The sequence below is a fragment of the Klebsiella sp. F11 genome (assembly GCF_056712265.1).
Genome location: NZ_CM160060.1, coordinates 2,833,052 through 2,856,676, shown reverse-complemented (window position 1 = coordinate 2,856,676; position 23,625 = coordinate 2,833,052). Strand labels below are relative to the sequence as shown.

The following is a 23,625-nucleotide window of genomic DNA, read 5'->3' as shown; positions in this document are numbered from 1 at the left end:
GGCGGATTAATCGCCGTCATGCTTCAAGCGGCATGCCTGATGGCGGGCCTCGCTCAGCCCGCCAGGGATTGACTTAGTTGCTGACGTAATACTTAGGGTTTAGAAGTCGTATTTTTTGTAATTCTCTTTGGTGACGGTCAGCGGTTTATCAAAAATGATATTCATGCCCTCGATTTCCGGTTTGCCCAGCCCGGGAATATCAAGGCCCGTTTTGATCTGATCGCGCTTGCCATCCAGCACCATTTTGGCGATATATGCCATAGCATAAGAGGCGTCGCCTGGGCTCCAGAGAATCGACTCAGTGATTGAGCCATCTTCCAGGAAGCGAGCGCTCTCTTTTGGCGAAGTGGTACCAATGACGGTCAGTTTTCCGACCAGGCCTTTTTCTCTTAATGCTTGTCCAGCCCCCGGAGCTCCCTGGCTACCAAAGGACAGCACGCCTTTCAGGTCCGGATAGGTTGAAATCAGCTCAAGAGTTTTTTGCCGTGAAGCGTTGCGATCCTCGCTGACCGGGAAACGTTCAGCAACCAGCTTCATCTGGGGATATTTTTCTTTCATTCTCTTGATGGCGGCGTCGGCCCAGATGTTATGCGCAGGCACGGTCAGGGAGCCGACGTAAATGGCGAATTCGCCTTTTTCACCGCTATGTTGAGCAAACTGGTCCATCATATAGCTACCAAATTTTTGGTTTTCGATCATTTCAACGTCATAATCAGCCTCTTTTTGATTAACTGATTCATGCGTGATCACCACGATATTTTGGCTCCGCGCCTGTTTAAATACCGGTTCGACAGAACTGGCATTATTGGGCACGACCAGCAGCGCGTTATTGCCCTGCGAGATGCTGTCGCGTATCACGCCCACCTGCTGCTGCTCATCGGCAGACGCCGGTGCCTGGAAGTAGGTCTTAATACCAAAGTCCTTTTCCGCTTTTTTCAGACCGTTTTCATAATCATTAAACCAGGCAGAACGAAGCTTAGGGATACCGACCATCGAATAGGTCTCGTCAGCGGCGGATGCGGGCGCCGTGGTATAAAGCGCTGAAAAACCGATGAGTACAGCAAGGGCCAGTGTATTACGTATTTTCATGATCTCGTCCTCAAAGCATTTATTCAGGCAGGATAACGGCGTTCAGGCTGCGGAATTGCGCCAGCATTGCCGATCTCAATGACCGCGCCCTGGAATTGTTCTTCAGTGTCAAGGTAGTAGAAAACATCGTCGCCAATATTGCCGCTCTGTACGACGTCGTAACCACGTGCCTTATAGCGCGCCAGCGCTTCTTCGCAGTCGGCAAAATAAAGTTTCAGATGATGCAGACCGTAGCCATGTTTCTCGATGTATTCGTCGTAAATGCTATAGCCGGACACGGGCTGCATTAATTCCATCTGCACGCCGTTAATCCAACATACGGCGATTTGATAAACGTGTTCGGCCGGTTTTCCACGATAAAGGGAGTTTTTAACGTTATGGGGACCGTAGGTATAGACATCCCACGGGCCGATATCAAAGACTTCGCTGTAGTGTTTCATCGCCGCATCCAGGTCTTCGACCAGATGAGCAATTTGAATGATATCGCCGTCTTTCATGAACTGGCCCTCAGGCAAATTTATGGGGTAGACCTTCAAGGTTGGTATGGCTGGCCTTCATGGTTTCCATCGAAATATTGCAGCGTTCGATCATCATCATGGTGACAATGTCGGTGAATAAGAGCAGCGACTGCTCCAGGAGGGTGGACATAGGCTGGATAGAGGGCACTTCCTCTTCGCCACCAAAAATTTGTCCAGGTACGCGAACCGCTAAATCGGCATACTGTCCATGCTCATTTTCCGGGTGCGCGGTAAGTAATACGATTCGGGCGCCGGCCTCTTTTGCCAGCTTGATAATGTTAAGTTCAACGTTGGTTACCGCGCAGTGTACGATCAGCAGATCCCCTTTACCGAGGTAAGGGGAGGTGGTGTCGTAGACAACATAGCTGTCAAATCCCATATGTTTCAGCCGCATAGCAAATCCACGGACGGATAGTTGCATCCTGCCCATCGCATAGAGCTGAATGGTTTTGGCCTGACGAATCTCTTCGATCAGCAGTTCAATTTCCCGTTCATCTACTTTCAGCAACGTTGTCCGGTTTTCTGCTATGACCTTTTCAACCAGATCGTGATATTGATACATGTCTAATTCCTCGGATAGGCACAGAGAGAAGGTTAGAAAGCTATATTTTTACATCTTTATTTTACAAATATGCAAAGCCATCTGGTGCTGGCTGTTAAATATCCTATCCGTTATTTTACAATTTCATTTGGTTCTGATCACATTTCATGCACTTCGGCTTTTTTATGCGCTCTTTTTTTTCTTAAAGGTGAGTTGCGTCACGATTTCTATAGAAAATTCTCTTTGCAGCGTGAAAAGCAACCAGTTATTCGCTATGAAGAAGTTATCTTTATTGTTTACAAATTTGATTCTTTTTATGCGGCGAGACTTTACTTATTATCCACTTTTGGCCACGACTGCTTTATACTGGCCATCGGCCGGCGCCGTTGAGTGACACGACGGATAAAAAATTTTGGGAATATGCGAACAGATAACATGGCGAAATCAGGCAAACTGGACACTATCTATCAGGAACTGGCGCAGCGTATCCGCAGCGGTATTTACGCGCAGGCGCAACGATTGCCGACGGAAAATAGTTTATGCAGTGAATTTTCGGCCTCGCGACCCACAATCTCACGAGCCCTGGCGAGGCTCCGTTCCGAGGGGTTGATTAGCAGTACCCAGGGATCCGGACATTATTTGCTGGAGCAGGGGAATGAACCTGTCAGAGCCTCCCTCCAGCATGAAGTGCAAACTTTTGGCATTCTTTCTCCGCGAATGGAAGAGAACGAAAGCGGTTTCCTTTTTGAACAAATTTTCAAATCTATCGCCTCGCTGTCGCAGCAGTTTAATTTTGATTTGATCTGGAATGGCGTGATGACGCTGGGTGCCGGAGCCACTCGTCAAGCCATCCTGAATAAAATTGATCATGTTATTGAACGCTATTTGCGGAGCAGCGTTAAGGGAGTCTTTTTTATTCCGATAGAATTTCATCCTTTTGCCGCCGAGATTAATCAGCTGATTTTAAATAAGCTGGATCGGGATGGTCTTGGCGTGGTGCTACTGGACAGTGATGTTGTTGCCTGGCCGAATCGCAGTCGCTGGGATCTTATCGGTATCGACAACGTCGCTGCGGGGCAGGAGGTGACGACTTATCTGCTAAACAATCAGCCGCGGCGCGTTGATTTCCTCTGCGAACGCTTTTCCGCCAATACCGTCAATATGCGTAAGATGGGCTACCGGCTGGCGCTGCTGGAAGCCGGGATCGTGCCGCAGGCCCATTGGGAACATGAAGGGAACGTGGGCGATAGTGATTTTATTGAGGAGCTCCTTGAAAACGGCGCCGTGGATATTGTTTGCGCGAATGATTTTACCGCCATGAAATTACTCTCGGTTTGTACTCAGAGCGGCAGAAAAATAAATGTCGTGGGGTTTGATGATAATGAATATTCTGTATTACTGGGTATTCCGCTAACAACCTATAAGCAACCTTTCAATGATATCGCGCGACATGCGGTTTTCACGATGTTGGACAGGCTACAGTATCCTGACAGTGCCGGGCGTCACTTACAAATAAGCGGTGAACTGATCGTCAGGTCATCATGTCGTTGGCGAGACGAGTAGCCCACGTTGCCCCGAGGCTTGTGGGTTGGTCGCATGATGCTATACCAGTTTATCGCCGAGCGTCCCGATCGGGCTCCCCATGGCGCTATCCGTGGCGGGAAGAGGGCGCCATGCCGGGAGCGGTGGCAATTAATAACCGTAATGTCGCCCTCCAGATGTCTATAAATGAAATGCGCGATGTCGACAAAGACATCGCGCATTTATCAGGACTTGAACAAATTTTTTAGCGTATGCGGCTGACAGCGAAGGTACTGATTCGGTACCTGAACCTGAGCGCCAAGCGCGGCCGCAGCATGCCATGGCCATCTCGGATTATAGAGCGCGCCACGGGCAATAGCGATGAGATCGGCATCTCCGCTGGCTACGATGGATTCCGCATGCTCCGGTTCGGTAATTAGCCCCACCGCCACAACAGGGATGTTGACAGCGGCTTTAACGGCTCTTGCCAGTGGAACCTGATATCCGGGATAAACATCAATTTGCTGTGCCGAGTGCAGACCGCCGCTGGAGACGTGGATGGCATCGACACCCCGGGCTTCCAGCATTTTGGCAAACGCCACGGCTTCCTCGAGGCTAAACCCGCCGTCGACCCAGTCCGTCGCGGAAATCCGCACGCTGATCGCTTTATCCGCAGGGAAATGCTCCCGCACCGCATCGACAATTTCCAGAGGAAAACGAGCTCTATTTTCCAGCGTTCCGCCGTAGTTATCCGTCCGCTGATTAGACAGCGGTGATAAAAATTGATGTAAAAGATAGCCATGCGCGGCGTGGATCTGGATGAGATCAATATTCAGTCTGGCCGCTCGCTTTGCCGCATCAGCGAACTGGCTGCGGATTTCGGCTAAGCCGTTGATGTCGAGAGCGGTAGGACTGGTATAGCCCTCGCTGTAGGGCACCGCAGAGGGCGCCAGGGTTTGCCAGCCGCCTTGCTGATCGGGCGGTATTTGACCTTGTCGATCCCATGGCTTATGGGTTGACGCTTTTCGTCCCGCATGTGCCAGCTGAATGCCAATGGGAATATCTGACCATTGACGGATGGCTTTGAGAACCCGAGACATCGCTTCCTCGGTTTTGTCATCATAGAGGCCAACATCAGCATAGGTGATGCGGCCTGCGGGTGATACGGCCGTCGCCTCTATGGTGAGCAGGCCCGCACCCGATTGCGCCAGCTGTCCCAGATGAAGAGTATGCCAGTCATTCATACAGCCATCTTCTGCGGAATACTGGCACATTGGGGCAATTACGATACGATTATCAAGCTCAAGATTGCGGATACGCAACGGTGTAAACAGCTTGGGTTTAGACATATTTGTCACTCCGGGTTGAAGCATTAGAAAACAGGGGCTGGCCGTGTGCGTCAGCGGTCTTCTGGATGATTTTGCTGAAGGCTCCAGGCCCGGTCAAAAGGAAATAATTTGCCGATGGTGTGGTCAGCTTTTTGCCGCCGCTAAACGTCGTCAGGTCACTGAAAAAGTTTTTGGCTTTGCGTTCCTCAAGGTAACCGAGCGATGCCTCAACAATGATAATTTTCATTAACAATAACTTATTGCTATCTGCAAATGAACATCCCGTTTGCGCAAAGGAAGGTTGCGTCAGATGCAATATTCTGGTGATACGCCAGACGTTAAAATGTAAAGGGAAGGGTGAAGTATGGGCTATGGATGCTGGTGAATCTGTGAGTTCTATATCCAATTTAACATAATATACATTATGCGCACCAGTGCGCAGATACGCCCGAAATCAGCCTGTAACCGTCACCACGGGGGCATTAAACGGTTATCGCTGAACCGTTCTTTCGTCTTCGACCGTCAGGCTTCTGGATCGCTTCTGAGAACGCAACAATGAAAAACAGGCTTTGCAGTGACGGGAATTATTATGGCTGACGCCATAACGCTTTTTATGTCCTCGCTTCGCTGCGGGGCTTCCGGCGCAACGCGCCTCCCATGCCTGACGGCATAAAAACCGGATATGCCGCCACGTCACCGCCTGTCTGCGTCCGTCGCCACCATCACCACGCGCGCTCCTCGTGGGAACTCGGTGCGTGCGTGGCGCTGGCGCGCCTGACCTTTTTCGCCTGTAACACGACGAGAATATCTGTTTTATTCTTCTCGTCGGACGAACTGGAGAGCCAGCCTTTTGGCAGGAAACTGAATCCCGTATCGGCGTTCGTCACCTTCGATTCAGCAAGACCGCCCAGCAGAATGATATCCCCGTCAGCCGCTGATACCTCCGTATTGACCTCGCGCTTAATCAGCGTCGGGCTGTTATTCACGCCCGTATCCGTCTTCGCAAAGCTGGAAAGCTGCTGCTTAATCACCAGGTCAATATTATCGGTGCGGATTTGCGGCTTCACGTCCAGAATAACGCCACTTGAGCGGTATTCTATGGACTGAATCGGCCTGTTATCGGCATAGCTCACCTGACCCAGCACCGGAACCTCATTACCCACTGAAAACGTCGCTGACGCGCCATCCTTCACCCTGAGCCGCGGGGAACTGACCACATGAAAACGGCTGTCCGTCCTGAACAACTCATACAGTGCATCGAGAGAGCCGGTATTCACCCGAATAAAATTATCAAAGCCGCCCGATGTGCCAATCTGAATATTCAGCTTACCGGAAAGCAGCTTCGCCGCCAGTGCAAGCCCTGAGCCGTTGCGTTCGCTGGTCTGCACCTCAAATACGTAAGCCGCAACAATCACTTCCTCAGAGGCGGTATCAATCAGGGGTAGCAGCGTCTGCAACCGCTTAATTTCTGATTTGCGGCCATAATAAACCAGCACATCCCCGGTGCGGTTCATGAAGTCCGATGCCGTTCCTGCTACAGCCGCTTCCGGCGATATCTGCCCGGACGGTAAGGAATTACGCTGGCTGTTAAACTGCCCGGTAAACTGTCCAGCCAGAATGTCAGAAAGGTACGCCACGGAACGGAATCGGGGACGATACACAAACGTTTCCTGCGGCGGCACGTACACTTTAGGCGTGAACGGCGCCACGTAATCAATGCCCTGTTTGTTGTAAATGGCAATGTTCATATTGCCGAGATAGCGCTTAATAAATGCCCGTTCATCGATATCCGGCGTGATGCGAAACGTCACCACCTTATCCGATTTTGCAAGCTCCGGGTCAAGCATGAATGGCTTATCAAACACCTGAACGTAAATCATATTCAGCGCCTGCGGAAGCGGCACGGCGTTAAGCTCCAGACTGACGCCCTTTGCCATAGCCAGCCCCGGAATCAGTAAAAAAAATAAAGCTGTAATCAGTTTCATCGTATCGCCCCTGAATATACCGTCACCGTTTCGCCGTCGATTTCACCTGTCATCATCATGCCGTCAAAGCTGAACTGAGAAGCCGGCTCTATACGCAGCCTGCCTGATGTGTCCGCCACGACAACCCATGCCTGACCGTCGCGCTTAAGCCGTCCGGCAAGACGCCACTTATCCGAAACAACGGGCTTTACTGGCGCGGCAGGAACAGAAGACGCAGCGTTATTTCCAGCAGGAAACTCTTTTTTCTGCTGCTCAGGTTCAGAATTACCGTTTGACGTGAAAAACCAGAACAGATAAAAAATGGCAATTACCGCCAGAATCAGTAACCCGGCAGCTTTAAACCACAACATTTTAGAACTGAAAATATTCTGACGCTTATCGGTGACAAGCTCCCTTCCCTGCCCGTTCTCATGAGATTTATATAAAGGGAATATCGCCTTGTCATATTTATTCTGATAACTGTTCGTCAGATTCGACTTAAACAGTTTGATGCCCGTAAATACGTCAACCCGGTAACGGTTATGCAGACCCAACGCCACATGCTTGCTCATGCGATACGTGGTTTCCACCCTGTCCTTGATGAATCGCGGAAGGTTAGCAACGGACTGATTCATAACCACTAAATCACAGGTTACGCCCGTTTTTTCATCGGCAAAATGACGGTGTTCAGCAATGAAAGAGCGATGATTTGCGGGTATGCCCTTGTCGCTCTCCCATATGCGCCATGCTTCATCAATACAGATTAAATCCCCCGGACGGCAGAACGTATCATCGGCAATGCCGGAATCCGTTTTATACGGAAAAAAGTTTTCATTCTGCACATCCTCATTCTGAACAAGCAAAATTTCACCTAGTGAATCCCTGTTCGCTTTTTTAATGTCAACGCAGTAATCATAAATACTTTGCGTGGCAAGGCCGTAAATATTACTGACAATGCGACGCCCCGCGATACAGGCAGGGATAATAACGCTTGCCACTACTTCGTAAGATTTACCGCTACCCGGAATACCCACATACGCAGAAATAGCCATAAATTAACCAATCAGAGGAATACGACGAATAATAAAGCGCGTTAACAATGCAGAAAACATCAGTTTAATCCCTTCCGTAACCATAAACAGATTCACGAAATACCATACGCTGTCAGGCAGTGAAGAAAATAACCCGGCAATATCAACAGACTTAGGCAGCAATGACGCGAGAACCGGAACGAACGCCTGTACAACAAAGTACAGGCCGAAAAACAGAATGAATTTGACAACCACCGTTCGCAGCACAAAAACCAGCGCCACGTTAAAAGCAGAAATCAGAATACCAAACATAACGCCTCCGTCACGCTGTCAGGATGATACGCAGCGAAATAATGCCCCAGATAAGCAGAAATACCGCTTTCAGAAGTGGCCTGATTTTTTCCAGAAGTTCGCAATGTGAATCAATGGAATACTTATTGTCCCACAACTCAAACGACCATACCGGACACTGTACGTCCTTAGACGAAATACTCAGGTTTTTAATGTCCGGCATTAATTCCGTAATCGGCTTGAGGATTTCCTCACCTGTAGGCGGTTTTTCAAGTTCCGGCGCTTTAATACCGGGGTCTTCGCCTAAATCAACAGACGTATCGGTATCAGTGCCTGTACCAGGGTGTACGCCTGTATCCGTTCCCGTACCGGGTCTGGCATTAACCCATGACTGAGGAACGACAACCGGACTATAAAGCAAGCCCTTATCAAGTTTTACGCCAACAGCATTAGCCGCAGCCGTCAATTCAGCCGCCGTAAAAGGTTTATCAAACGGTATACCCTGATATCCTTCCTGAACAACAGTCTGACCTGCAAGGCCATTAATAAGATTAACCAGCGCAGCCGGGTTTAACTGTTCCTCCGGCTTGAAATCTATATTATCAATAACCTCGCCATTAATTACCTGAGGTAAATTTGATGTATCAAATTCTGTATTAAAAAATATCTGGTCTTTAACGTCCTGAACGTCATTCGTCGTTTTATATACTGCCTTTTCAGGATGGCAAACGGACTTCCATGTAGATTTTGGATTTTCTGCTGTACTATTCGGGTCTGGTACTCGCTCGCTTTTACACAAGTCCCATGCATTCTCAAGAGTGACCGTTGTTGTTGAAACAGACAAAACCACAGTTACAATCGATGAATATCCACCAAAATAGGGATTCGGTTTTTCATACTGGAAGTCTTTAACAGAAACAGAATAGACCTTAAACATTCGGGGCATTCTGATATGTAAATTATTCTCGTCTGAATCCTCATGATAAGTCACATTGGGGTAAGTAAAACTATTAATCGACTTATAAAGCGCAATCATTACCGGATTGTCACTGACAATTACAGCATGGCCCTTTGTATCCCTGATATCAGCCGAATAAGGATATTTCGTCCCCTTTACTGACACACGATATACATCATTCGGAAAAGGCTGGCTTATCGGCGGTGGGGCATCAATATTGTAATAGGTTGGCGCAACCTGAACAGGTTTTACCTGCTGATTATACGGGTTTATCGAGTCCTGAATCTTCTTCGCAGAAAAGCCAGTAGCATCAGAGGGCAAATAAACAGCAACAGGGCTTTTAGGTGAAGGTGCAACAGAAGAAGTAACAGTAGCGCCATTGGACAAATTAAGTAAATAAGTTCCATCATCCTGTTTTATTCCACTTGTAATATATTCAACAGCTTTTGCGCCCTGCTTTAAAGCAAGGTCAGCAACGGAAATAACGCCCGCAGCCTGCCCCAGCAATCCCCATGTTGTCTGTCCGGCAGCCATCATATTACTGCCAAAACTTGAAATACCCGTAGATATCGAATCATCAATTGTATGCTTCGCAAGGCCATAAGCAGCCGCAAAAACTGACGTTCCGGTACAAAGCTGAGGATTACCCACTTTCTCGCCACACATGCGGATTGAATCGAAAACGTCAGGACGTTCGCGTATAACCTCCGCAGCGACAGCGATACCCGCGCCCATACCGAGAGAACTGGCACCCGTTGCGAATACACGCCCCGCAGACTGCGATACAACCTGAGCTTCACGGGCTTCAACCATTTGCTGAATTACACGTCCAAATCCATCTGCTGTTACAGCATCAGCATGTACACCGGATGAAACCAATAAAGCTAATAAAGTAATAGCTAACCGTCCAGACCCTGAATGACCGCCCAGGCGCATAAAAGCCCCCATAAAAAACACATAAAATCAAAAAGATATTGAGCCATAAATATAAAGGGGCTGTTACGCCCCTCACCTTTATGAATTAAGCGCCGCGAACCATACGCAAAATCCAGCGAACACCCGCCGAACCTGCATACAGAACAATCAGAGAACCCGCTACCGCCATAATCCCGGTCAGAACCGAACCGAAATTAACGCTATTAGTCAGCGGCGTGAGGTCAATACCTTTTGCAGCAGCAGGAGCCGGAGCACCATCAGCAGCAAATACGGCAGGTGCAGCGACTGCCAGCGCAAAAGCACCGATACGGGTTAAAGCCTGTTTAGTCTTACCAAACATAAAAACTCCTTTTATGCATTTCTTACATGTTTAAGAATTTCACCTATTCCCTTTGCAAACAGCCACAGGAAAAAGGTTGTCGTAAAAGCCAGCCCCCAAAATTGCGCCGCGACTGAATAATCAATATCGGGAACGGGCTTATCCTGAGAAACTACCGAAGACTGTAATTTAACCACTTCTGACTTCGGTAATTTCAAAGTCACTTCATCGCATCCGTCAGGGCTTCCAAAGCTCATATTCGGATTGCAATATTTTGTCTTGATGATTATCTCATCTGACATAAAATCTCACTCAATTGAAGAAGGTAATTATTGTTTCACATCTGGCTTTCCAACAATTTTATAATCCACTACGACAGGAACCATCACGCCTTTTTGCGCTTTCATCCCATAGGACGGAATAATCTCAAGGAAATCCTTCCCCGATTTAAAAGCGGATTCAAGGTCATCTCTTAAACGTAAACAAACAGCATGACGATTATCCGGTGTGATTTTCACTTTAGCAGGAGCAAAACCACACGAACTATTCGTAGATTCGAATTCAGTAGATAATGCCTGTGCATTACCCCAATTGAAGTCTTCATTTGTCTTATCATTTTTCATTGTGCCAAACTGCACAAAAAATACTTTAAGCGTTTCCTGTTCCATAAATAACCTCATTTAGAATGCACATTCACGGTTGTAAAATTTTTGAGCTACAATACTTTGATAAATATCCGGGGTCCTGAACTTAAGTGTTAAATCATCCATGTGTTCTTTCCTGACAATGGACGAAAAAACAGCTTCATAATCATTGCCAAGCTGATGAAAAATTCTGGCAATAGTCTTCGATGCCTGTTTTCTGAGCCAGCGAACGTCAGATTCAAAACTGTTAATCGCTAAACGGACAACCCCAGAACGTTGAAAATTTTTAGGTCTGGCAGGATTTATCTGCTGCGCATATTCACAAAGTCCAGTAAAAGCCCCTTCTATATCCAGTAGTATCTCAAGCGGAAAGCCTTTAAGCTCAGCCTCTGAACGATGCCAGATATCATCTACTTTCTGTTCAAGTGCTTTATTGTAAATACGCCAGTAAACACGAGATTCACGGGAACCAACAGTAATCATTTCCTGCTGTAAAGATCCATCACCATGATATTTGTGAGAAATACCAAGTCCCGGTTTGGGTCCCTTACCGCCATAAAACGCTTCACATTTATGGTCCCGCATGGCGGCAGAAACAGTAAATACACCGTCAAAATCATCAACCGCAAGATCGATACGCTTCAACATCGTTACATCAAGATGATTGAGCCAGTTATAAATTTCATGCGGTGGCGTACCATTAAAAACATGAGTACAACCCTCACCACTAACCTGAATATAAATCGTGTCGTTATTGCCCTCCCAGAACACCATCCCAAGATGTTCATAGCCGCCATCAACTGAATACAGAGGTGCAGAACGGTCATAATTATAGCCACCCCTGTCACGCTCAGGGCCAAGATGGAGCCCAAAGACTGTAGACAACCACAACTTGAGGCGATGCATACGCGCTAAATAAATTTCCCTGTTCAAGTCGTTTATTTTTTGCTCAAGCTCGTCTTTTGAGCAGGTACTGTAACTTTGAACCTGCTCATTAAGTTCATCGTCTGACGGACACCATTTCCCACCTTTGATCACATCGGTAAAAAAAACATCTTTATGGGATACATGATTATGAAATGTCGGATAAATGCCGTACTTACGCCACTCATTCAGCCCATGCGGGTAAGTTTCCAGTGACTTGAGCGAACAGAAAGGCATGGTGAAGGCCAGATAGTCAATTTTTACATTTCTTTCAGTCAGTTGCATGCCAGCGACTCCCTGTAACCAACAAAAGAGCCAGAATGCAGAACAACAGAAACTAAAAGAAAATCATCACCATAGAAGCCAGTACATTCGTCTATCAGTTCATCAAAGGAACGGTAGAAATCCCACTCCCCGCCAATGCTGGCGTTGACTCCAAAATTTGGCGTGTAGTCAAAGTAGACGATCTGCATGACGAGATACCGTATATAATATTTACACCATGCACACATGATAATCACAAAGATCGCATATTGTAAATACGCATGCGGTAAAACAACATGCCAGATATGAGACAATCAAACCCGATTTATAAAATGAGGCTAAGTGTATGAAAAGAGGCGACACCACAGTCAGAATCAACGAAGAAAGAAAACTTGAGATAAAGAGGAAAATACTAGAGATAGGAAATAAAACAGGTGATATACCTAAATCATCGGAGATTGTTAGTTATTTAATCGATAATTATTTAGATGATGCTGTTAAGGACATGATAAGTAAGAAATTATCAGATAAAAAAACAAAATAATGACACTGATATTCGAAATCACACTTAGCCTTAAACTATAGAGTTGCACGATTTATGTACAAAAACTAAAAGGTAGCCCATGCGATACAACATTATATCGTTTACATCAGCAATCTGCTGGCTTTCATTCTGGCTAGGCTCAGTGTTAACCGGAGCATCCTGGGTTTACGCTAGGCTGCAAGAAAAGGATTTTATAGTAGGATTATCAAAAGGATGGGTTAATCTGACATCGCCAGACAGTACCGTAGCATTGATGTTATCCATAGGAATAATGCTAATCGCAATTGGGCTATTATTCGTACCACTATACTACTCAGCGATTTTTGTCACAGCATTTATAAAAGTGTTAACCAGAAAGCCTATCAGGATCTAGCCATATGTGGCCGGAGCGACCTGATAGCCCGTAGTTATCCTGAGACTACCCCCGTTTTACAGGACGGGGGTATCCCCCTCACCGCCTGATGAGATGGAAAAATGAAGAACAAAAAACTCTTAAAATCAATTGAAAAAGTTGTAGAAACGTTGCACGGAAAAGAAGCAGAAGAAGGCGTTGTTGGGTATGCCCTGTTCGACACAGTAAAGCGAGCTTTTGTAACATTCGCGTACACAGATTACGCCACGTATACTGGAAACGTTGAAGACGCCTATGTAGCCGATTCCCGAGGTGAAGCGTTTTATACAATGATGAACCAAGTAGATGATTACTTAGACACGAAGATCGTCCCACTAATTTCAAATGACCTGTTCGGACTTACACCGCTGCCAGGCTCGCTGGAAAATAGTTATAACGAATTTGAATTTGATGAATAGATGGTGTGCGCCCTAATGCGCACAATGACGTTATGCTAAAGAGGCCGCTGCGGGATTCGATTTTCGCAGCGGCCTTTTCAACATAACGCGTTGACATTATGCGCACCAGTGCGCAGATACGCCCGAAATCAGCCTGTAACCGTCACCACGGGGGCATTAAACGGTTATCGCTGAACCGTTCTTTCGTCTTCGACCGTCAGGCTTCTGGATCGCTTCTGAGAACGCAACAATGAAAAACAGGCTTTGCAGTGACGGGAATTATTATGGCTGACGCCATAACGCTTTTTATGTCCTCGCTTCGCTGCGGGGCTTCCGGCGCAACGCGCCTCCCATGCCTGACGGCATAAAAACCGGATATGCCGCCACGTCACCGCCTGTCTGCGTCCGTCGCCACCATCACCACGCGCGCTCCTCGTGGGAACTCGGTGCGTGCGTGGCGCTGGCGCGCCTGACCTTTTTCGCCTGTAACACGACGAGAATATCTGTTTTATTCTTCTCGTCGGACGAACTGGAGAGCCAGCCTTTTGGCAGGAAACTGAATCCCGTATCGGCGTTCGTCACCTTCGATTCAGCAAGACCGCCCAGCAGAATGATATCCCCGTCAGCCGCTGATACCTCCGTATTGACCTCGCGCTTAATCAGCGTCGGGCTGTTATTCACGCCCGTATCCGTCTTCGCAAAGCTGGAAAGCTGCTGCTTAATCACCAGGTCAATATTATCGGTGCGGATTTGCGGCTTCACGTCCAGAATAACGCCACTTGAGCGGTATTCTATGGACTGAATCGGCCTGTTATCGGCATAGCTCACCTGACCCAGCACCGGAACCTCATTACCCACTGAAAACGTCGCTGACGCGCCATCCTTCACCCTGAGCCGCGGGGAACTGACCACATGAAAACGGCTGTCCGTCCTGAACAACTCATACAGTGCATCGAGAGAGCCGGTATTCACCCGAATAAAATTATCAAAGCCGCCCGATGTGCCAATCTGAATATTCAGCTTACCGGAAAGCAGCTTCGCCGCCAGTGCAAGCCCTGAGCCGTTGCGTTCGCTGGTCTGCACCTCAAATACGTAAGCCGCAACAATCATTAAAAACATGAGTACAACCCTCACCACTAACCTGAATATAAATCGTGTCGTTATTGCCCCCCCAGAACACCATCCCAAGATGTTCATAGCCGCCATCAACTGAATACAGAGGTGCAGAACGGTCATAATTATAGCCACCCCTGTCACGCTCAGGGCCAAGATGGAGCCCAAAGACTGTAGACAACCACAACTTGAGGCGATGCATACGCGCTAAATAAATTTCCCTGTTCAAGTCGTTTATTTTTTGCTCAAGCTCGTCTTTTGAGCAGGTACTGTAACTTTGAACCTGCTCATTAAGTTCATCGTCTGACGGACACCATTTCCCACCTTTGATCACATCGGTAAAAAAAACATCTTTATGGGATACATGATTATGAAATGTCGGATAAATGCCGTACTTACGCCACTCATTCAGCCCATGCGGGTAAGTTTCCAGTGACTTGAGCGAACAGAAAGGCATGGTGAAGGCCAGATAGTCAATTTTTACATTTCTTTCAGTCAGTTGCATGCCAGCGACTCCCTGTAACCAACAAAAGAGCCAGAATGCAGAACAACAGAAACTAAAAGAAAATCATCACCATAGAAGCCAGTACATTCGTCTATCAGTTCATCAAAGGAACGGTAGAAATCCCACTCCCCGCCAATGCTGGCGTTGACTCCAAAATTTGGCGTGTAGTCAAAGTAGACGATCTGCATGACGAGATACCGTATATAATATTTACACCATGCACACATGATAATCACAAAGATCGCATATTGTAAATACGCATGCGGTAAAACAACATGCCAGATATGAGACAATCAAACCCGATTTATAAAATGAGGCTAAGTGTATGAAAAGAGGCGACACCACAGTCAGAATCAACGAAGAAAGAAAACTTGAGATAAAGAGGAAAATACTAGAGATAGGAAATAAAACAGGTGATATACCTAAATCATCGGAGATTGTTAGTTATTTAATCGATAATTATTTAGATGATGCTGTTAAGGACATGATAAGTAAGAAATTATCAGATAAAAAAACAAAATAATGACACTGATATTCGAAATCACACTTAGCCTTAAACTATAGAGTTGCACGATTTATGTACAAAAACTAAAAGGTAGCCCATGCGATACAACATTATATCGTTTACATCAGCAATCTGCTGGCTTTCATTCTGGCTAGGCTCAGTGTTAACCGGAGCATCCTGGGTTTACGCTAGGCTGCAAGAAAAGGATTTTATAGTAGGATTATCAAAAGGATGGGTTAATCTGACATCGCCAGACAGTACCGTAGCATTGATGTTATCCATAGGAATAATGCTAATCGCAATTGGGCTATTATTCGTACCACTATACTACTCAGCGATTTTTGTCACAGCATTTATAAAAGTGTTAACCAGAAAGCCTATCAGGATCTAGCCATATGTGGCCGGAGCGACCTGATAGCCCGTAGTTATCCTGAGACTACCCCCGTTTTACAGGACGGGGGTATCCCCCTCACCGCCTGATGAGATGGAAAAATGAAGAACAAAAAACTCTTAAAATCAATTGAAAAAGTTGTAGAAACGTTGCACGGAAAAGAAGCAGAAGAAGGCGTTGTTGGGTATGCCCTGTTCGACACAGTAAAGCGAGCTTTTGTAACATTCGCGTACACAGATTACGCCACGTATACTGGAAACGTTGAAGACGCCTATGTAGCCGATTCCCGAGGTGAAGCGTTTTATACAATGATGAACCAAGTAGATGATTACTTAGACACGAAGATCGTCCCACTAATTTCAAATGACCTGTTCGGACTTACACCGCTGCCAGGCTCGCTGGAAAATAGTTATAACGAATTTGAATTTGATGAATAGATGGTGTGCGCCCTAATGCGCACAATGACGTTATGCTAAAGAGGCCGCTGCGGGATTCGATTTTCGCAGCGGCCTTTTCAACATAACGCGTTGACATTATGCGTACCAATGCTAAAGATAGCAGAATCTGCGATGTTACGGTCATGATTATGCTGGCTACTTTGTGCTTTATGCAACCGTGCGCATAACAGTTAAAATGTCTTGCGGCCTCTTGTCCAGATGGATTGCAGATTTTGAGTGATGGTTTCAGAAGCACTGGCTCAGTGTTCATCATTGGCCTGAAAACATATCCTATGTACGGTGATTAATCTTGTTATCAGTAAATGGAGTTGTTATCAATGAGCTCGCCAGCGCAGACGCCTTCTGTCGCGTTACCGTGAATCTGGCCCACTGGGTATGGCTAATCGTCGTCGCGGAAAATCCAGCAATAATCAGTTGCCTGATGGTCTTGCCCGGTATGCACTCAATATGGCAGCGGAAATGCTCTGCATCACATCGCGCCATTGTAGCCGTCTGCTAAAACGTTATCGTCAGTCCGGGCCGCTTGGCATGAATAACAAGAATCGCGTGAAGGGAGAAAAGAGCTCCGGCTCTTCCCTACTCCACTTATTATGATCGCCTGGCGGAAATCGGCTTGGGAGCTATCGTGGTGAAGGCGTTGCCAGCCACGGTTTTATTTAGCTGACTTAAAGTGACCAATAGTTATCCTGCCGGATTATATGAGATAAAAAATCAATAAAATTTTACCGTCACAACTGTTTTCTGGTGCTGGAGCGAACTTGTAAAGTTGATGGTAATTCAATGGTTTTATCTGTCGATTTGCCATCCAGTAGGTCAAGTAACGTTTTTCCTGCGACAGTTCCCGTTTCACTCCATGGGAATTCGACCGCAGTAAGAGCCGGTGAGCAAACTGCGGCCAGGGTACCACCACTCAAGCTAGCCAATGCCAGGGCGTCGGGCACTTTTTGCCCCGCACCATGGCAGGCCATAATGCAGCCGCAAGCAACTTCATCAGAGGTGCAAATCAGTGCATCCAGCTCAGGCCAGGTGATACGAATATCGCCCAGCAGGTTCAAACCGGTCGTAATACCAGCGGGTAGATGAGAACTAACCACACGATGTGGGGAATGGTTAAAAGAGAGCATGGCGCTGTTCCAACCGCTCAGTATCTGGCGAAACATAATGTTATTGGCAGCAATGCAAAGCAGTCCAATATTTTTATATCCGGACTGTACAAGCGATCTGACCAGCTTTTTGATGGCTGCAGCGTAGTCAACACCAATGCTGACCCAGCTTGCATCGTGATTTATGGCACCAATCTCAACAACCGGCACACCCGTATTGTTTATCATTTGCGAACAACTACTTATATTATCAATATTGAATTGAAAAATCGCCGCCGGGTTATAAGCGAGCATTTGCGCAAAAGCTTTTTCTTCACTTTGCCCCCCCTGGCCAGACTCGATAAACATCATACTGTAGCCCTGGGTCGCGAGCACGGTCTGCAGAGTTTCGGAGACGGCAAGAAAACCCGGAGAGGAAAAAGAAGGAACCACACCCATCACCAGGCTGGAGTCAGCAGAGGCGAGGTTTCGGGCCTGCAGGTTTGGCACATAGCCCAACTCGCTCACCGCGGCTTCAATACGGGTGCGTAGTTCAGGATTTACTTTTTCAGGCATCCGTAATGCGCGCGACACTGTCATCGTGCTAACGCCGACCAATTTTGCAACTTCAGCGAGCGTAATTTTACCTGTGTTTTTCCTGCGTTTCTCTCTCGCGCTATCGTCCGCTTCTAACGTCTGCACTAAGGCCTCCTTCTCTCCTGGCTGGGCTGCCATTGTAAAAGATGTTCGCAGGCAAGCAAACCGTTCTGCCAGAAGCGTTCGAAGACTCCCGCATCGCGCCATTCCTGGAAGCGTCGGTGTGCAGAACTCGATGAACATATCCCGGTGGCGTTCAGGGCGTTCCACTGGCAACCGGTCCTGAGGACGAAGAATATGGCATCCATGGCAGCACGGTTATCAACGCGTCTACGATGAGTCCCCAGTGGGTGGCTGGTTTTATGCTCCGGGATGAGTGGAGCCATTTTTTCCCATAGTTCGTCGCTGATCTGCCACTTGCTACCCGCCATACATTCCCCCTCAGAAATTACCGTAACGTATTATACGATAATTCCTTTTGGGATAGGCTCTAATTAATTCTTTTGGAGGTGAAGTATGGCAGCTAAATTTTCGCCCTCTTTAATGTGCATGGATTTGACACAGTTCAGAGAGCAAATTACAGCAATGAACGGTCGGGCTGATTTTTATCACGTCGATATTATGGATGGTAACTATGTTAAGAATATTACGTTATCACCGTTCTTTATCGAAAACCTGAAAAAAATCACCGATGTGCCGATTGATGTATACTCAAAAAACTTCAAGGTGCAGGATGATGTGGTCGATGTACGTTTTGATACCTCTGCCAAAGCAGTTGCATTCTGATGCAACGCAATCTGCAACTTGAAGTATCACGGGTATACATCTAATGGTGAATCATCCGGAAGATATTATTCCAATGTGCATTGATGCAGGGGCCGATATTATCAGCTTCCATCCAGAGACGGCGAATAACAAAATTTTCCGTCTTCTGAATCAGATTAAAGATGCTGGTCGTCGCTGTGGCGTCGTGTTAAACCCTGCTACTCCAGCAGCTGCTATTAAAGAGTACGCGCACCTGCTGGATAAAGTGACCGTCATGTCGGTTTACCCCGGCTACGCCGGCCAGAAATTTATTCCAGAATCGCTCAACAAAATCAAACAACTGATTGAGATGCGCGAAGTGCATGGTTACCACTATCTGACCGAAATTGACGGATCCTGCAACGAGAAGACCTTTAATGTAATCTCCCAGTCCGGCGTTGACGTCTTTATTGTGGGGACCTCGGGCCTCTTCTCCCTGGCGGATAATGTCAGCGATGCCTGGGATAAAATGGTCGATATATACCAGCGCGAAGTCGCTGCCTAAAATTGCAGCGCGCTCAGCCGTATTGAGCCATTGCACAAGGGGAAGAGTCTATTTAACCGGTCTGGCTCTTTGTCCTCGCGCTTGGTTTATATAGTTGAGGGCGCTGTAACCTTTTTATATCTGGAGTATCACATGACAACCCGTCGCACGCTAGCGAATGCTTTGCGCATGCTTTCTATTGATGGCGTACAAAAATCGAATTCCGGCCACCCGGGTGCCCCGATGGGTATGGCTGACATTGCCGAAGTCCTGTGGCGTGATTTCCTGAACCATAACCCTAACAACCCGGCCTGGGCCGACCGCGACCGCTTCGTGCTCTCCAACGGCCACGGCTCGATGCTGATTTACAGCCTGCTGCACCTCACCGGTTATGACCTGCCGATTGAAGAACTGAAAAACTTCCGTCAGCTGCACTCCAGAACACCGGGCCACCCGGAAGTCGGCTACACCGCCGGCGTGGAAACCACCACCGGCCCGCTGGGCCAGGGGATTGCCAACGCCGTCGGCATGGCGATTGCCGAGAAAACCCTGGCGGCGCAGTTCAACCGTCCGGGCCACGATATCGTCGACCACTTCACTTACGCCTTCATGGGCGACGGCTGCATGATGGAAGGCATTTCTCACGAAGTGTGCTCCCTGGCCGGTACCCTGAAGCTGGGCAAGCTGGTGGCGTTCTATGACGACAACGGCATCTCCATCGACGGTCACGTTGAGGGCTGGTTCACCGACGATACCGCCAAACGCTTTGAAGCCTACGGCTGGCACGTGGTGCGCGGCGTGGACGGCCATGACGCCGATGCCATCAAACGCGCGGTGGAAGAAGCGCGCGCGGTGACCGACAAACCGTCCCTGCTGATGTGCAAAACCATCATCGGCTTCGGTTCGCCGAACAAAGCCGGCACCCACGACTCCCACGGCGCGCCGCTGGGCGACGCGGAAATCGCGCTGACCCGCGAGGCCCTGGGCTGGCATCACCCGGCGTTTGAAATCCCGTCTGACATCTACGCGCAGTGGGATGCCAAAGAGGCCGGCCAGGCGAAAGAAGCGGCGTGGAACGAGAAGTTCGCCGCCTACGCCAGCGCCTTCCCGCAGGAAGCGGCTGAATTCACCCGCCGTATGAAAGGCGAGATGCCGGCCGACTTCGACGTGAAAGCGAACGAGTTTATTGCGAAGCTGCAGGCGAACCCGGCGAAAATCGCCAGCCGTAAAGCGTCGCAGAACGCGATTGAAGCCTTTGGCCCGCTGCTGCCGGAATTCCTCGGCGGCTCCGCTGACCTCGCGCCGTCGAACCTGACTATCTGGTCCGGCTCGAAAGCGATTAACGAAGACACCGCCGGGAACTACATCCACTACGGCGTGCGTGAATTCGGCATGACCGCGATTGCCAACGGGATTTCCCTGCACGGCGGCTTCCTGCCGTACACCTCCACCTTCCTGATGTTCGTCGAATACGCCCGTAACGCGGTGCGTATGGCGGCGCTGATGAAACAGCGTCAGGTGATGGTCTACACCCACGACTCCATCGGTCTGGGCGAAGACGGCCCGACGCACCAGCCGGTTGAGCAGGTGGCTTCCCTGCGCGTGACGCCGAACATGAGCACATGGCGTCCGTGCGACCAGGTGGAATCGGCGATTGCGTGGAAATACGGCGTGGAGCGTCACGACGGCCCGACGGCGCTGATCCTGTCGCGTCAGAACCTGGCGCAGCAGGAGCGTACGGCAGAGCAGCTGGCGAACGTTGCCCGCGGCGGCTACGTGCTGAAGGATTGTGCCGGCCAGCCGGAGCTGATCTTCATCGCCACCGGTTCTGAAGTTGAACTGGCCGTGGCTGCCTGGGACAAACTAACCGCTGAAGGCGTGAAAGCGCGCGTGGTTTCCATGCCGTCTACCGACGCGTTTGACAGGCAGGACGCGGCGTACCGTGAATCCGTACTGCCGAAAGCGGTCTCTGCCCGCGTGGCGGTGGAAGCGGGTATCGCCGACTACTGGTTCAAATACGTGGGCCTGAACGGCGCCATCGTCGGGATGACCACCTTCGGCGAGTCTGCCCCGGCGGAGCTGCTGTTCGAAGAGTTTGGTTTTACTGTAGATCATGTGGTAACCAAAGCAAAAAGTACCCTGTAAAACCTGTCTTATCAAGGGGATATTTTCATGTCCCTGATAAAGTATTTTAATGCTGTGGTTTTCCAGCGTAATGGCAAGCAATTCATACTGTGTCATTCAATCTTGATTCTATATTAACGAGGGTGAGTTATGGATATTTCGAATGTGCTTAATGTAAAAAACATTAAGTTAAATATGCTGGCTAAAAGTAAAGAAGAAGCAATTGAAGAATTAACCGATTTATTGGTGCGTGATGGTTCTGTTATTAATAAGAATGACTTTCTTAAAGATGTCTGGCTACGCGAGGAGCAAGGCTCCACTGGATTCGAGAATCATATTGCGATCCCGCACGGAAAATCCTCGGGAGTAGTCCATACAGCACTGGCCATTGGACGAACCCAGCATGAAATCTCCTGGGAAACTATGGATGGTAGCGATGTTCGCTGCATTATTTTATTTGCTGTTTGTTTGGTGGACCAAAATGAGACTCACATCCGTTTATTATCACATGTTTCAGGCTCATTAGCAGATGAGGACATAATAGCTAAATTATTGAAGGAAAATGACCCGCAAAAAATCATTGACCTTTTTAAATCTGAATCTGAAGGTGTTAACTTTTAATGCGATCATTATTATTGTTATCGCATGACAAATAAATGAATAATGGAGAATAGTTATGAATATTGTTGGGGTTACAGCCTGTACTGTAGGTATTGCACATACATATATTGCACAAAAGAAGATCGAAATAGCAGCAAAAAAAGCCGGGCATAATGTCAAAATTGAAACTCAAGGTACTATTGGTATCGAGAACGCTTTAACCGCTGATGAGATTTCACAAGCAGATATTGTCCTGCTAGCCGCTGATGTTAAAGTTTCTGGAGAGGAAAGATTTGCCGGAAAAAAATAGTTAAAGTACCAACAGAAGTGGCAGTTAAATCACCGAATAAACTTATTGAAAAGCTCAATGAATTAGTAAATTCATAACTTTTACATTAATTGTCCTATATGAAATGAAGGGCGTAATTTATGAATATAAAAGAAATATGGAAAGCAGCAAACCCTAAAGGTCATCTGCTAACAGCTATCTCGTACTTGATCCCAATTGTCTGTGGTGCTGGATTTATTATTGCCATCGGTATGGGCTTTGGTGGTACGGTTCAAGACGTTGGTAATGCCTCCAATCAGTAGAACATGTACTTTTCGATGAAGGCACCGATGACCTTTTCGTGCAATTCGATGGAACGTGAAAAACATATTGTTTTGCGTGCCAGCCGCTTGATACGGGTTCGCAGCGTCAGATTGTTTCGCTCAATGCGCTGTGTGAAAATTTTACCAGTCAGATGTATCTCCTTCGGCACCTCTCTGGCATAACTGCCCCAGTTATCGCTGGTAATCATGCCGATGCTAAAGGGCGTCAACAGGGCCAACAGTTCCCGACATGTCTCATCGGTACGTGGGCCGAAAGTATAAGCCAGTACGCCACCCGTTTTGGTATTGTAAGCATACCAGAGCCAGTGCTGCCGGGCTTTACTGCCAACAAAGCCCCACTGCTCATCAAGCTCGCAGATGAGTGCCACATCGGCATGAGCGACAGGAGAAGCGGTTATCCGGGACGGCGAGAGCTTTTTAATGTCCGTATGACGGTATTGATACCGACCTTAAGAACTCTGGCGGTATCGCGGACGCCGGCACCGTTGTGTGCCAGTTCAACTATCTGTTCTTTTACACCGGGTTTTCTGGCTTCATAGGTATAAGCCAGCTGAAAAACGCGGCGACATGACCGGCAACGAAAGCGCTCGTGCCCGGAACAGCTGTGCCCATGGCGATAAACAGAATCGGAATGGCAACGAGGACAATGAACAGTAACGGTAGCCATAGAAAGCCCTAAATACCAGTAG

General features: G+C 47.9%; 26 protein-coding genes and 6 pseudogenes. 12 read left to right on the top strand and 20 right to left on the bottom strand.

Translation table 11 applies throughout. The features are described from left to right. Positions 1-99: 99 nt before the first annotated feature. From AC1M2H_RS14265 to AC1M2H_RS14255, 3 genes are read right to left on the bottom strand one after another with little or no spacing between them, the layout of a single operon-like run. Complete coding sequence (locus AC1M2H_RS14265; protein WP_480147804.1) at positions 100-1,089, bottom strand: substrate-binding domain-containing protein; 990 nt, start codon at positions 1,087-1,089, stop codon at positions 100-102. Between the two features lie 23 nt (positions 1,090-1,112). After that, positions 1,113-1,586, bottom strand: coding sequence for a VOC family protein (locus tag AC1M2H_RS14260; RefSeq protein ID WP_480147803.1), 474 nt, complete (start codon positions 1,584-1,586; stop codon positions 1,113-1,115). Positions 1,587-1,596: 10 nt separating this feature from the next. Then, complete coding sequence (locus tag AC1M2H_RS14255) at positions 1,597-2,169, bottom strand: SIS domain-containing protein (protein ID WP_480147802.1); 573 nt, start codon at positions 2,167-2,169, stop codon at positions 1,597-1,599. Positions 2,170-2,238: 69 nt separating this feature from the next. Here AC1M2H_RS14255 and AC1M2H_RS14250 point away from each other — a divergent pair, with 69 nt between their 5' ends. Continuing rightward, complete coding sequence (locus tag AC1M2H_RS14250; protein ID WP_480147801.1) at positions 2,239-2,538, top strand: hypothetical protein; 300 nt, start codon at positions 2,239-2,241, stop codon at positions 2,536-2,538. A 45-nt stretch (positions 2,539-2,583) separates the two neighbouring features. Further along, positions 2,584-3,711 carry a GntR family transcriptional regulator gene (locus tag AC1M2H_RS14245; RefSeq protein ID WP_480147800.1) on the top strand — a complete coding sequence of 376 codons (1,128 nt, stop codon included), beginning with the start codon at positions 2,584-2,586 and terminating at the stop codon, positions 3,709-3,711. 203 nt (positions 3,712-3,914) lie between these two features. Here AC1M2H_RS14245 and AC1M2H_RS14240 read toward each other — a convergent pair whose 3' ends face one another. The 11 genes from AC1M2H_RS14240 to AC1M2H_RS14190 all read right to left on the bottom strand — a co-directional run bounded on the left by AC1M2H_RS14240 (position 3,915) and on the right by AC1M2H_RS14190 (position 12,537). Beyond that, positions 3,915-5,018 (bottom strand): NADH:flavin oxidoreductase/NADH oxidase, encoded by a 1,104-nt coding sequence (locus tag AC1M2H_RS14240; protein ID WP_480147799.1) that lies wholly within the window; start codon positions 5,016-5,018, stop codon positions 3,915-3,917. Then, positions 5,011-5,244, bottom strand: coding sequence for a hypothetical protein (locus tag AC1M2H_RS14235; RefSeq protein WP_480147797.1), 234 nt, complete (start codon positions 5,242-5,244; stop codon positions 5,011-5,013). The genes AC1M2H_RS14240 and AC1M2H_RS14235 overlap by 8 nt, the downstream gene beginning before the upstream one ends. A 475-nt stretch (positions 5,245-5,719) precedes the next feature. Continuing rightward, the gene (locus tag AC1M2H_RS14230; RefSeq protein ID WP_480147796.1) at positions 5,720-6,982 is read right to left on the bottom strand and encodes a type II secretion system protein GspD; all 1,263 of its coding nucleotides are present in this window, start codon (positions 6,980-6,982) and stop codon (positions 5,720-5,722) included. Next, the gene (locus AC1M2H_RS14225; protein WP_480147795.1) at positions 6,979-8,013 is read right to left on the bottom strand and encodes a zonular occludens toxin family protein; all 1,035 of its coding nucleotides are present in this window, start codon (positions 8,011-8,013) and stop codon (positions 6,979-6,981) included. The genes AC1M2H_RS14230 and AC1M2H_RS14225 overlap by 4 nt, the downstream gene beginning before the upstream one ends. A 3-nt stretch (positions 8,014-8,016) precedes the next feature. Further along, complete coding sequence (locus AC1M2H_RS14220; protein WP_480147794.1) at positions 8,017-8,304, bottom strand: DUF2523 family protein; 288 nt, start codon at positions 8,302-8,304, stop codon at positions 8,017-8,019. A gap of 10 nt (positions 8,305-8,314) precedes the next feature. Next, entirely contained in the window at positions 8,315-10,177 is a 1,863-nt protein-coding gene (locus AC1M2H_RS14215; protein ID WP_480147793.1) for a hypothetical protein, read from the bottom strand. An 85-nt stretch (positions 10,178-10,262) separates the two neighbouring features. After that, positions 10,263-10,517, bottom strand: coding sequence for a hypothetical protein (locus AC1M2H_RS14210; protein ID WP_480147792.1), 255 nt, complete (start codon positions 10,515-10,517; stop codon positions 10,263-10,265). A gap of 11 nt (positions 10,518-10,528) precedes the next feature. Further along, on the bottom strand, positions 10,529-10,798 hold the full coding sequence (locus AC1M2H_RS14205; RefSeq protein WP_096259329.1) for a hypothetical protein: 270 nt from the start codon (positions 10,796-10,798) through the stop codon (positions 10,529-10,531). A gap of 27 nt (positions 10,799-10,825) precedes the next feature. Further along, the gene (locus AC1M2H_RS14200) at positions 10,826-11,164 is read right to left on the bottom strand and encodes a type II/III secretion system domain protein (protein WP_480147790.1); all 339 of its coding nucleotides are present in this window, start codon (positions 11,162-11,164) and stop codon (positions 10,826-10,828) included. 12 nt (positions 11,165-11,176) lie between these two features. Further along, a complete protein-coding gene (locus AC1M2H_RS14195; RefSeq protein ID WP_480147789.1) occupies positions 11,177-12,349 on the bottom strand; it encodes a replication initiation factor domain-containing protein in 1,173 nt (390 codons plus the stop codon). Then, positions 12,340-12,537: a hypothetical protein gene (locus tag AC1M2H_RS14190; protein ID WP_480147787.1), complete on the bottom strand. Its 198-nt coding sequence runs from the start codon at positions 12,535-12,537 to the stop codon at positions 12,340-12,342. The genes AC1M2H_RS14195 and AC1M2H_RS14190 overlap by 10 nt, the downstream gene beginning before the upstream one ends. Before the next feature lie 137 nt (positions 12,538-12,674). Here AC1M2H_RS14190 and AC1M2H_RS14185 point away from each other — a divergent pair, with 137 nt between their 5' ends. After that, entirely contained in the window at positions 12,675-12,872 is a 198-nt protein-coding gene (locus AC1M2H_RS14185; protein WP_059446944.1) for a hypothetical protein, read from the top strand. Positions 12,873-13,346: 474 nt separating this feature from the next. Then, complete coding sequence (locus AC1M2H_RS14180) at positions 13,347-13,682, top strand: hypothetical protein (protein ID WP_480147785.1); 336 nt, start codon at positions 13,347-13,349, stop codon at positions 13,680-13,682. 396 nt (positions 13,683-14,078) lie between these two features. On the opposite strand, the pseudogene AC1M2H_RS14175 reads toward AC1M2H_RS14180, so the two are convergent. The 3 genes and pseudogenes from AC1M2H_RS14175 to AC1M2H_RS14165 all read right to left on the bottom strand — a co-directional run. Beyond that, positions 14,079-14,771, bottom strand: a pseudogene (locus AC1M2H_RS14175) (type II secretion system protein GspD); the annotation flags it as partial. Beyond that, a complete protein-coding gene (locus tag AC1M2H_RS14170; protein ID WP_480147788.1) occupies positions 14,746-15,279 on the bottom strand; it encodes a hypothetical protein in 534 nt (177 codons plus the stop codon). The pseudogene AC1M2H_RS14175 and the gene AC1M2H_RS14170, both read right to left, overlap by 26 nt. Further along, entirely contained in the window at positions 15,270-15,467 is a 198-nt protein-coding gene (locus AC1M2H_RS14165) for a hypothetical protein (protein WP_480147787.1), read from the bottom strand. The genes AC1M2H_RS14170 and AC1M2H_RS14165 overlap by 10 nt, the downstream gene beginning before the upstream one ends. A 137-nt stretch (positions 15,468-15,604) precedes the next feature. Here AC1M2H_RS14165 and AC1M2H_RS14160 point away from each other — a divergent pair, with 137 nt between their 5' ends. Both AC1M2H_RS14160 and AC1M2H_RS14155 read left to right on the top strand, forming a co-directional pair. Next, on the top strand, positions 15,605-15,802 hold the full coding sequence (locus AC1M2H_RS14160) for a hypothetical protein (RefSeq protein ID WP_059446944.1): 198 nt from the start codon (positions 15,605-15,607) through the stop codon (positions 15,800-15,802). A gap of 474 nt (positions 15,803-16,276) precedes the next feature. Further along, a complete protein-coding gene (locus AC1M2H_RS14155) occupies positions 16,277-16,612 on the top strand; it encodes a hypothetical protein (protein ID WP_480147785.1) in 336 nt (111 codons plus the stop codon). 749 nt (positions 16,613-17,361) lie between these two features. On the opposite strand, the gene AC1M2H_RS14150 is transcribed toward AC1M2H_RS14155, so the two are convergent. Continuing rightward, positions 17,362-18,417, bottom strand: a complete 1,056-nt coding sequence (locus tag AC1M2H_RS14150) for a LacI family DNA-binding transcriptional regulator (RefSeq protein WP_480147784.1) — start codon at positions 18,415-18,417, stop codon at positions 17,362-17,364. A gap of 38 nt (positions 18,418-18,455) precedes the next feature. Beyond that, a pseudogene (locus AC1M2H_RS14145) lies at positions 18,456-18,743 on the bottom strand (transposase); the annotation flags it as partial. Positions 18,744-18,828: 85 nt separating this feature from the next. On the opposite strand from AC1M2H_RS14145, the pseudogene AC1M2H_RS14140 reads away from it, so the two are divergent. The 6 genes and pseudogenes from AC1M2H_RS14140 to AC1M2H_RS14115 all read left to right on the top strand — a co-directional run. Next, positions 18,829-19,020: pseudogene (locus AC1M2H_RS14140) on the top strand (allulose-6-phosphate 3-epimerase); the annotation flags it as partial. Between the two features lie 115 nt (positions 19,021-19,135). Next, a pseudogene (locus AC1M2H_RS14135) lies at positions 19,136-19,621 on the top strand (beta/alpha barrel domain-containing protein); the annotation flags it as partial. Positions 19,622-19,753: 132 nt separating this feature from the next. Beyond that, positions 19,754-21,745: a transketolase gene (gene tkt / locus AC1M2H_RS14130; protein ID WP_480147783.1), complete on the top strand. Its 1,992-nt coding sequence runs from the start codon at positions 19,754-19,756 to the stop codon at positions 21,743-21,745. 129 nt (positions 21,746-21,874) lie between these two features. After that, entirely contained in the window at positions 21,875-22,345 is a 471-nt protein-coding gene (locus tag AC1M2H_RS14125) for a PTS sugar transporter subunit IIA (protein WP_480147782.1), read from the top strand. A 55-nt stretch (positions 22,346-22,400) separates the two neighbouring features. Then, positions 22,401-22,711: pseudogene (locus AC1M2H_RS14120) on the top strand (PTS fructose transporter subunit IIB). Between the two features lie 42 nt (positions 22,712-22,753). Next, a pseudogene (locus tag AC1M2H_RS14115) lies at positions 22,754-22,891 on the top strand (PTS fructose transporter subunit IIC); the annotation flags it as partial. A gap of 17 nt (positions 22,892-22,908) precedes the next feature. Here AC1M2H_RS14115 and AC1M2H_RS14110 read toward each other — a convergent pair. Continuing rightward, positions 22,909-23,603, bottom strand: a protein-coding gene (locus AC1M2H_RS14110) for an IS1 family transposase (RefSeq protein WP_480147781.1) whose coding sequence is annotated in 2 segments (ribosomal slippage) — positions 22,909-23,357 and positions 23,357-23,603 — 696 coding nt in all. Because the reading frame shifts where the segments join, the coding sequence is not laid out codon by codon here. Positions 23,604-23,625 lie beyond the last annotated feature (22 nt).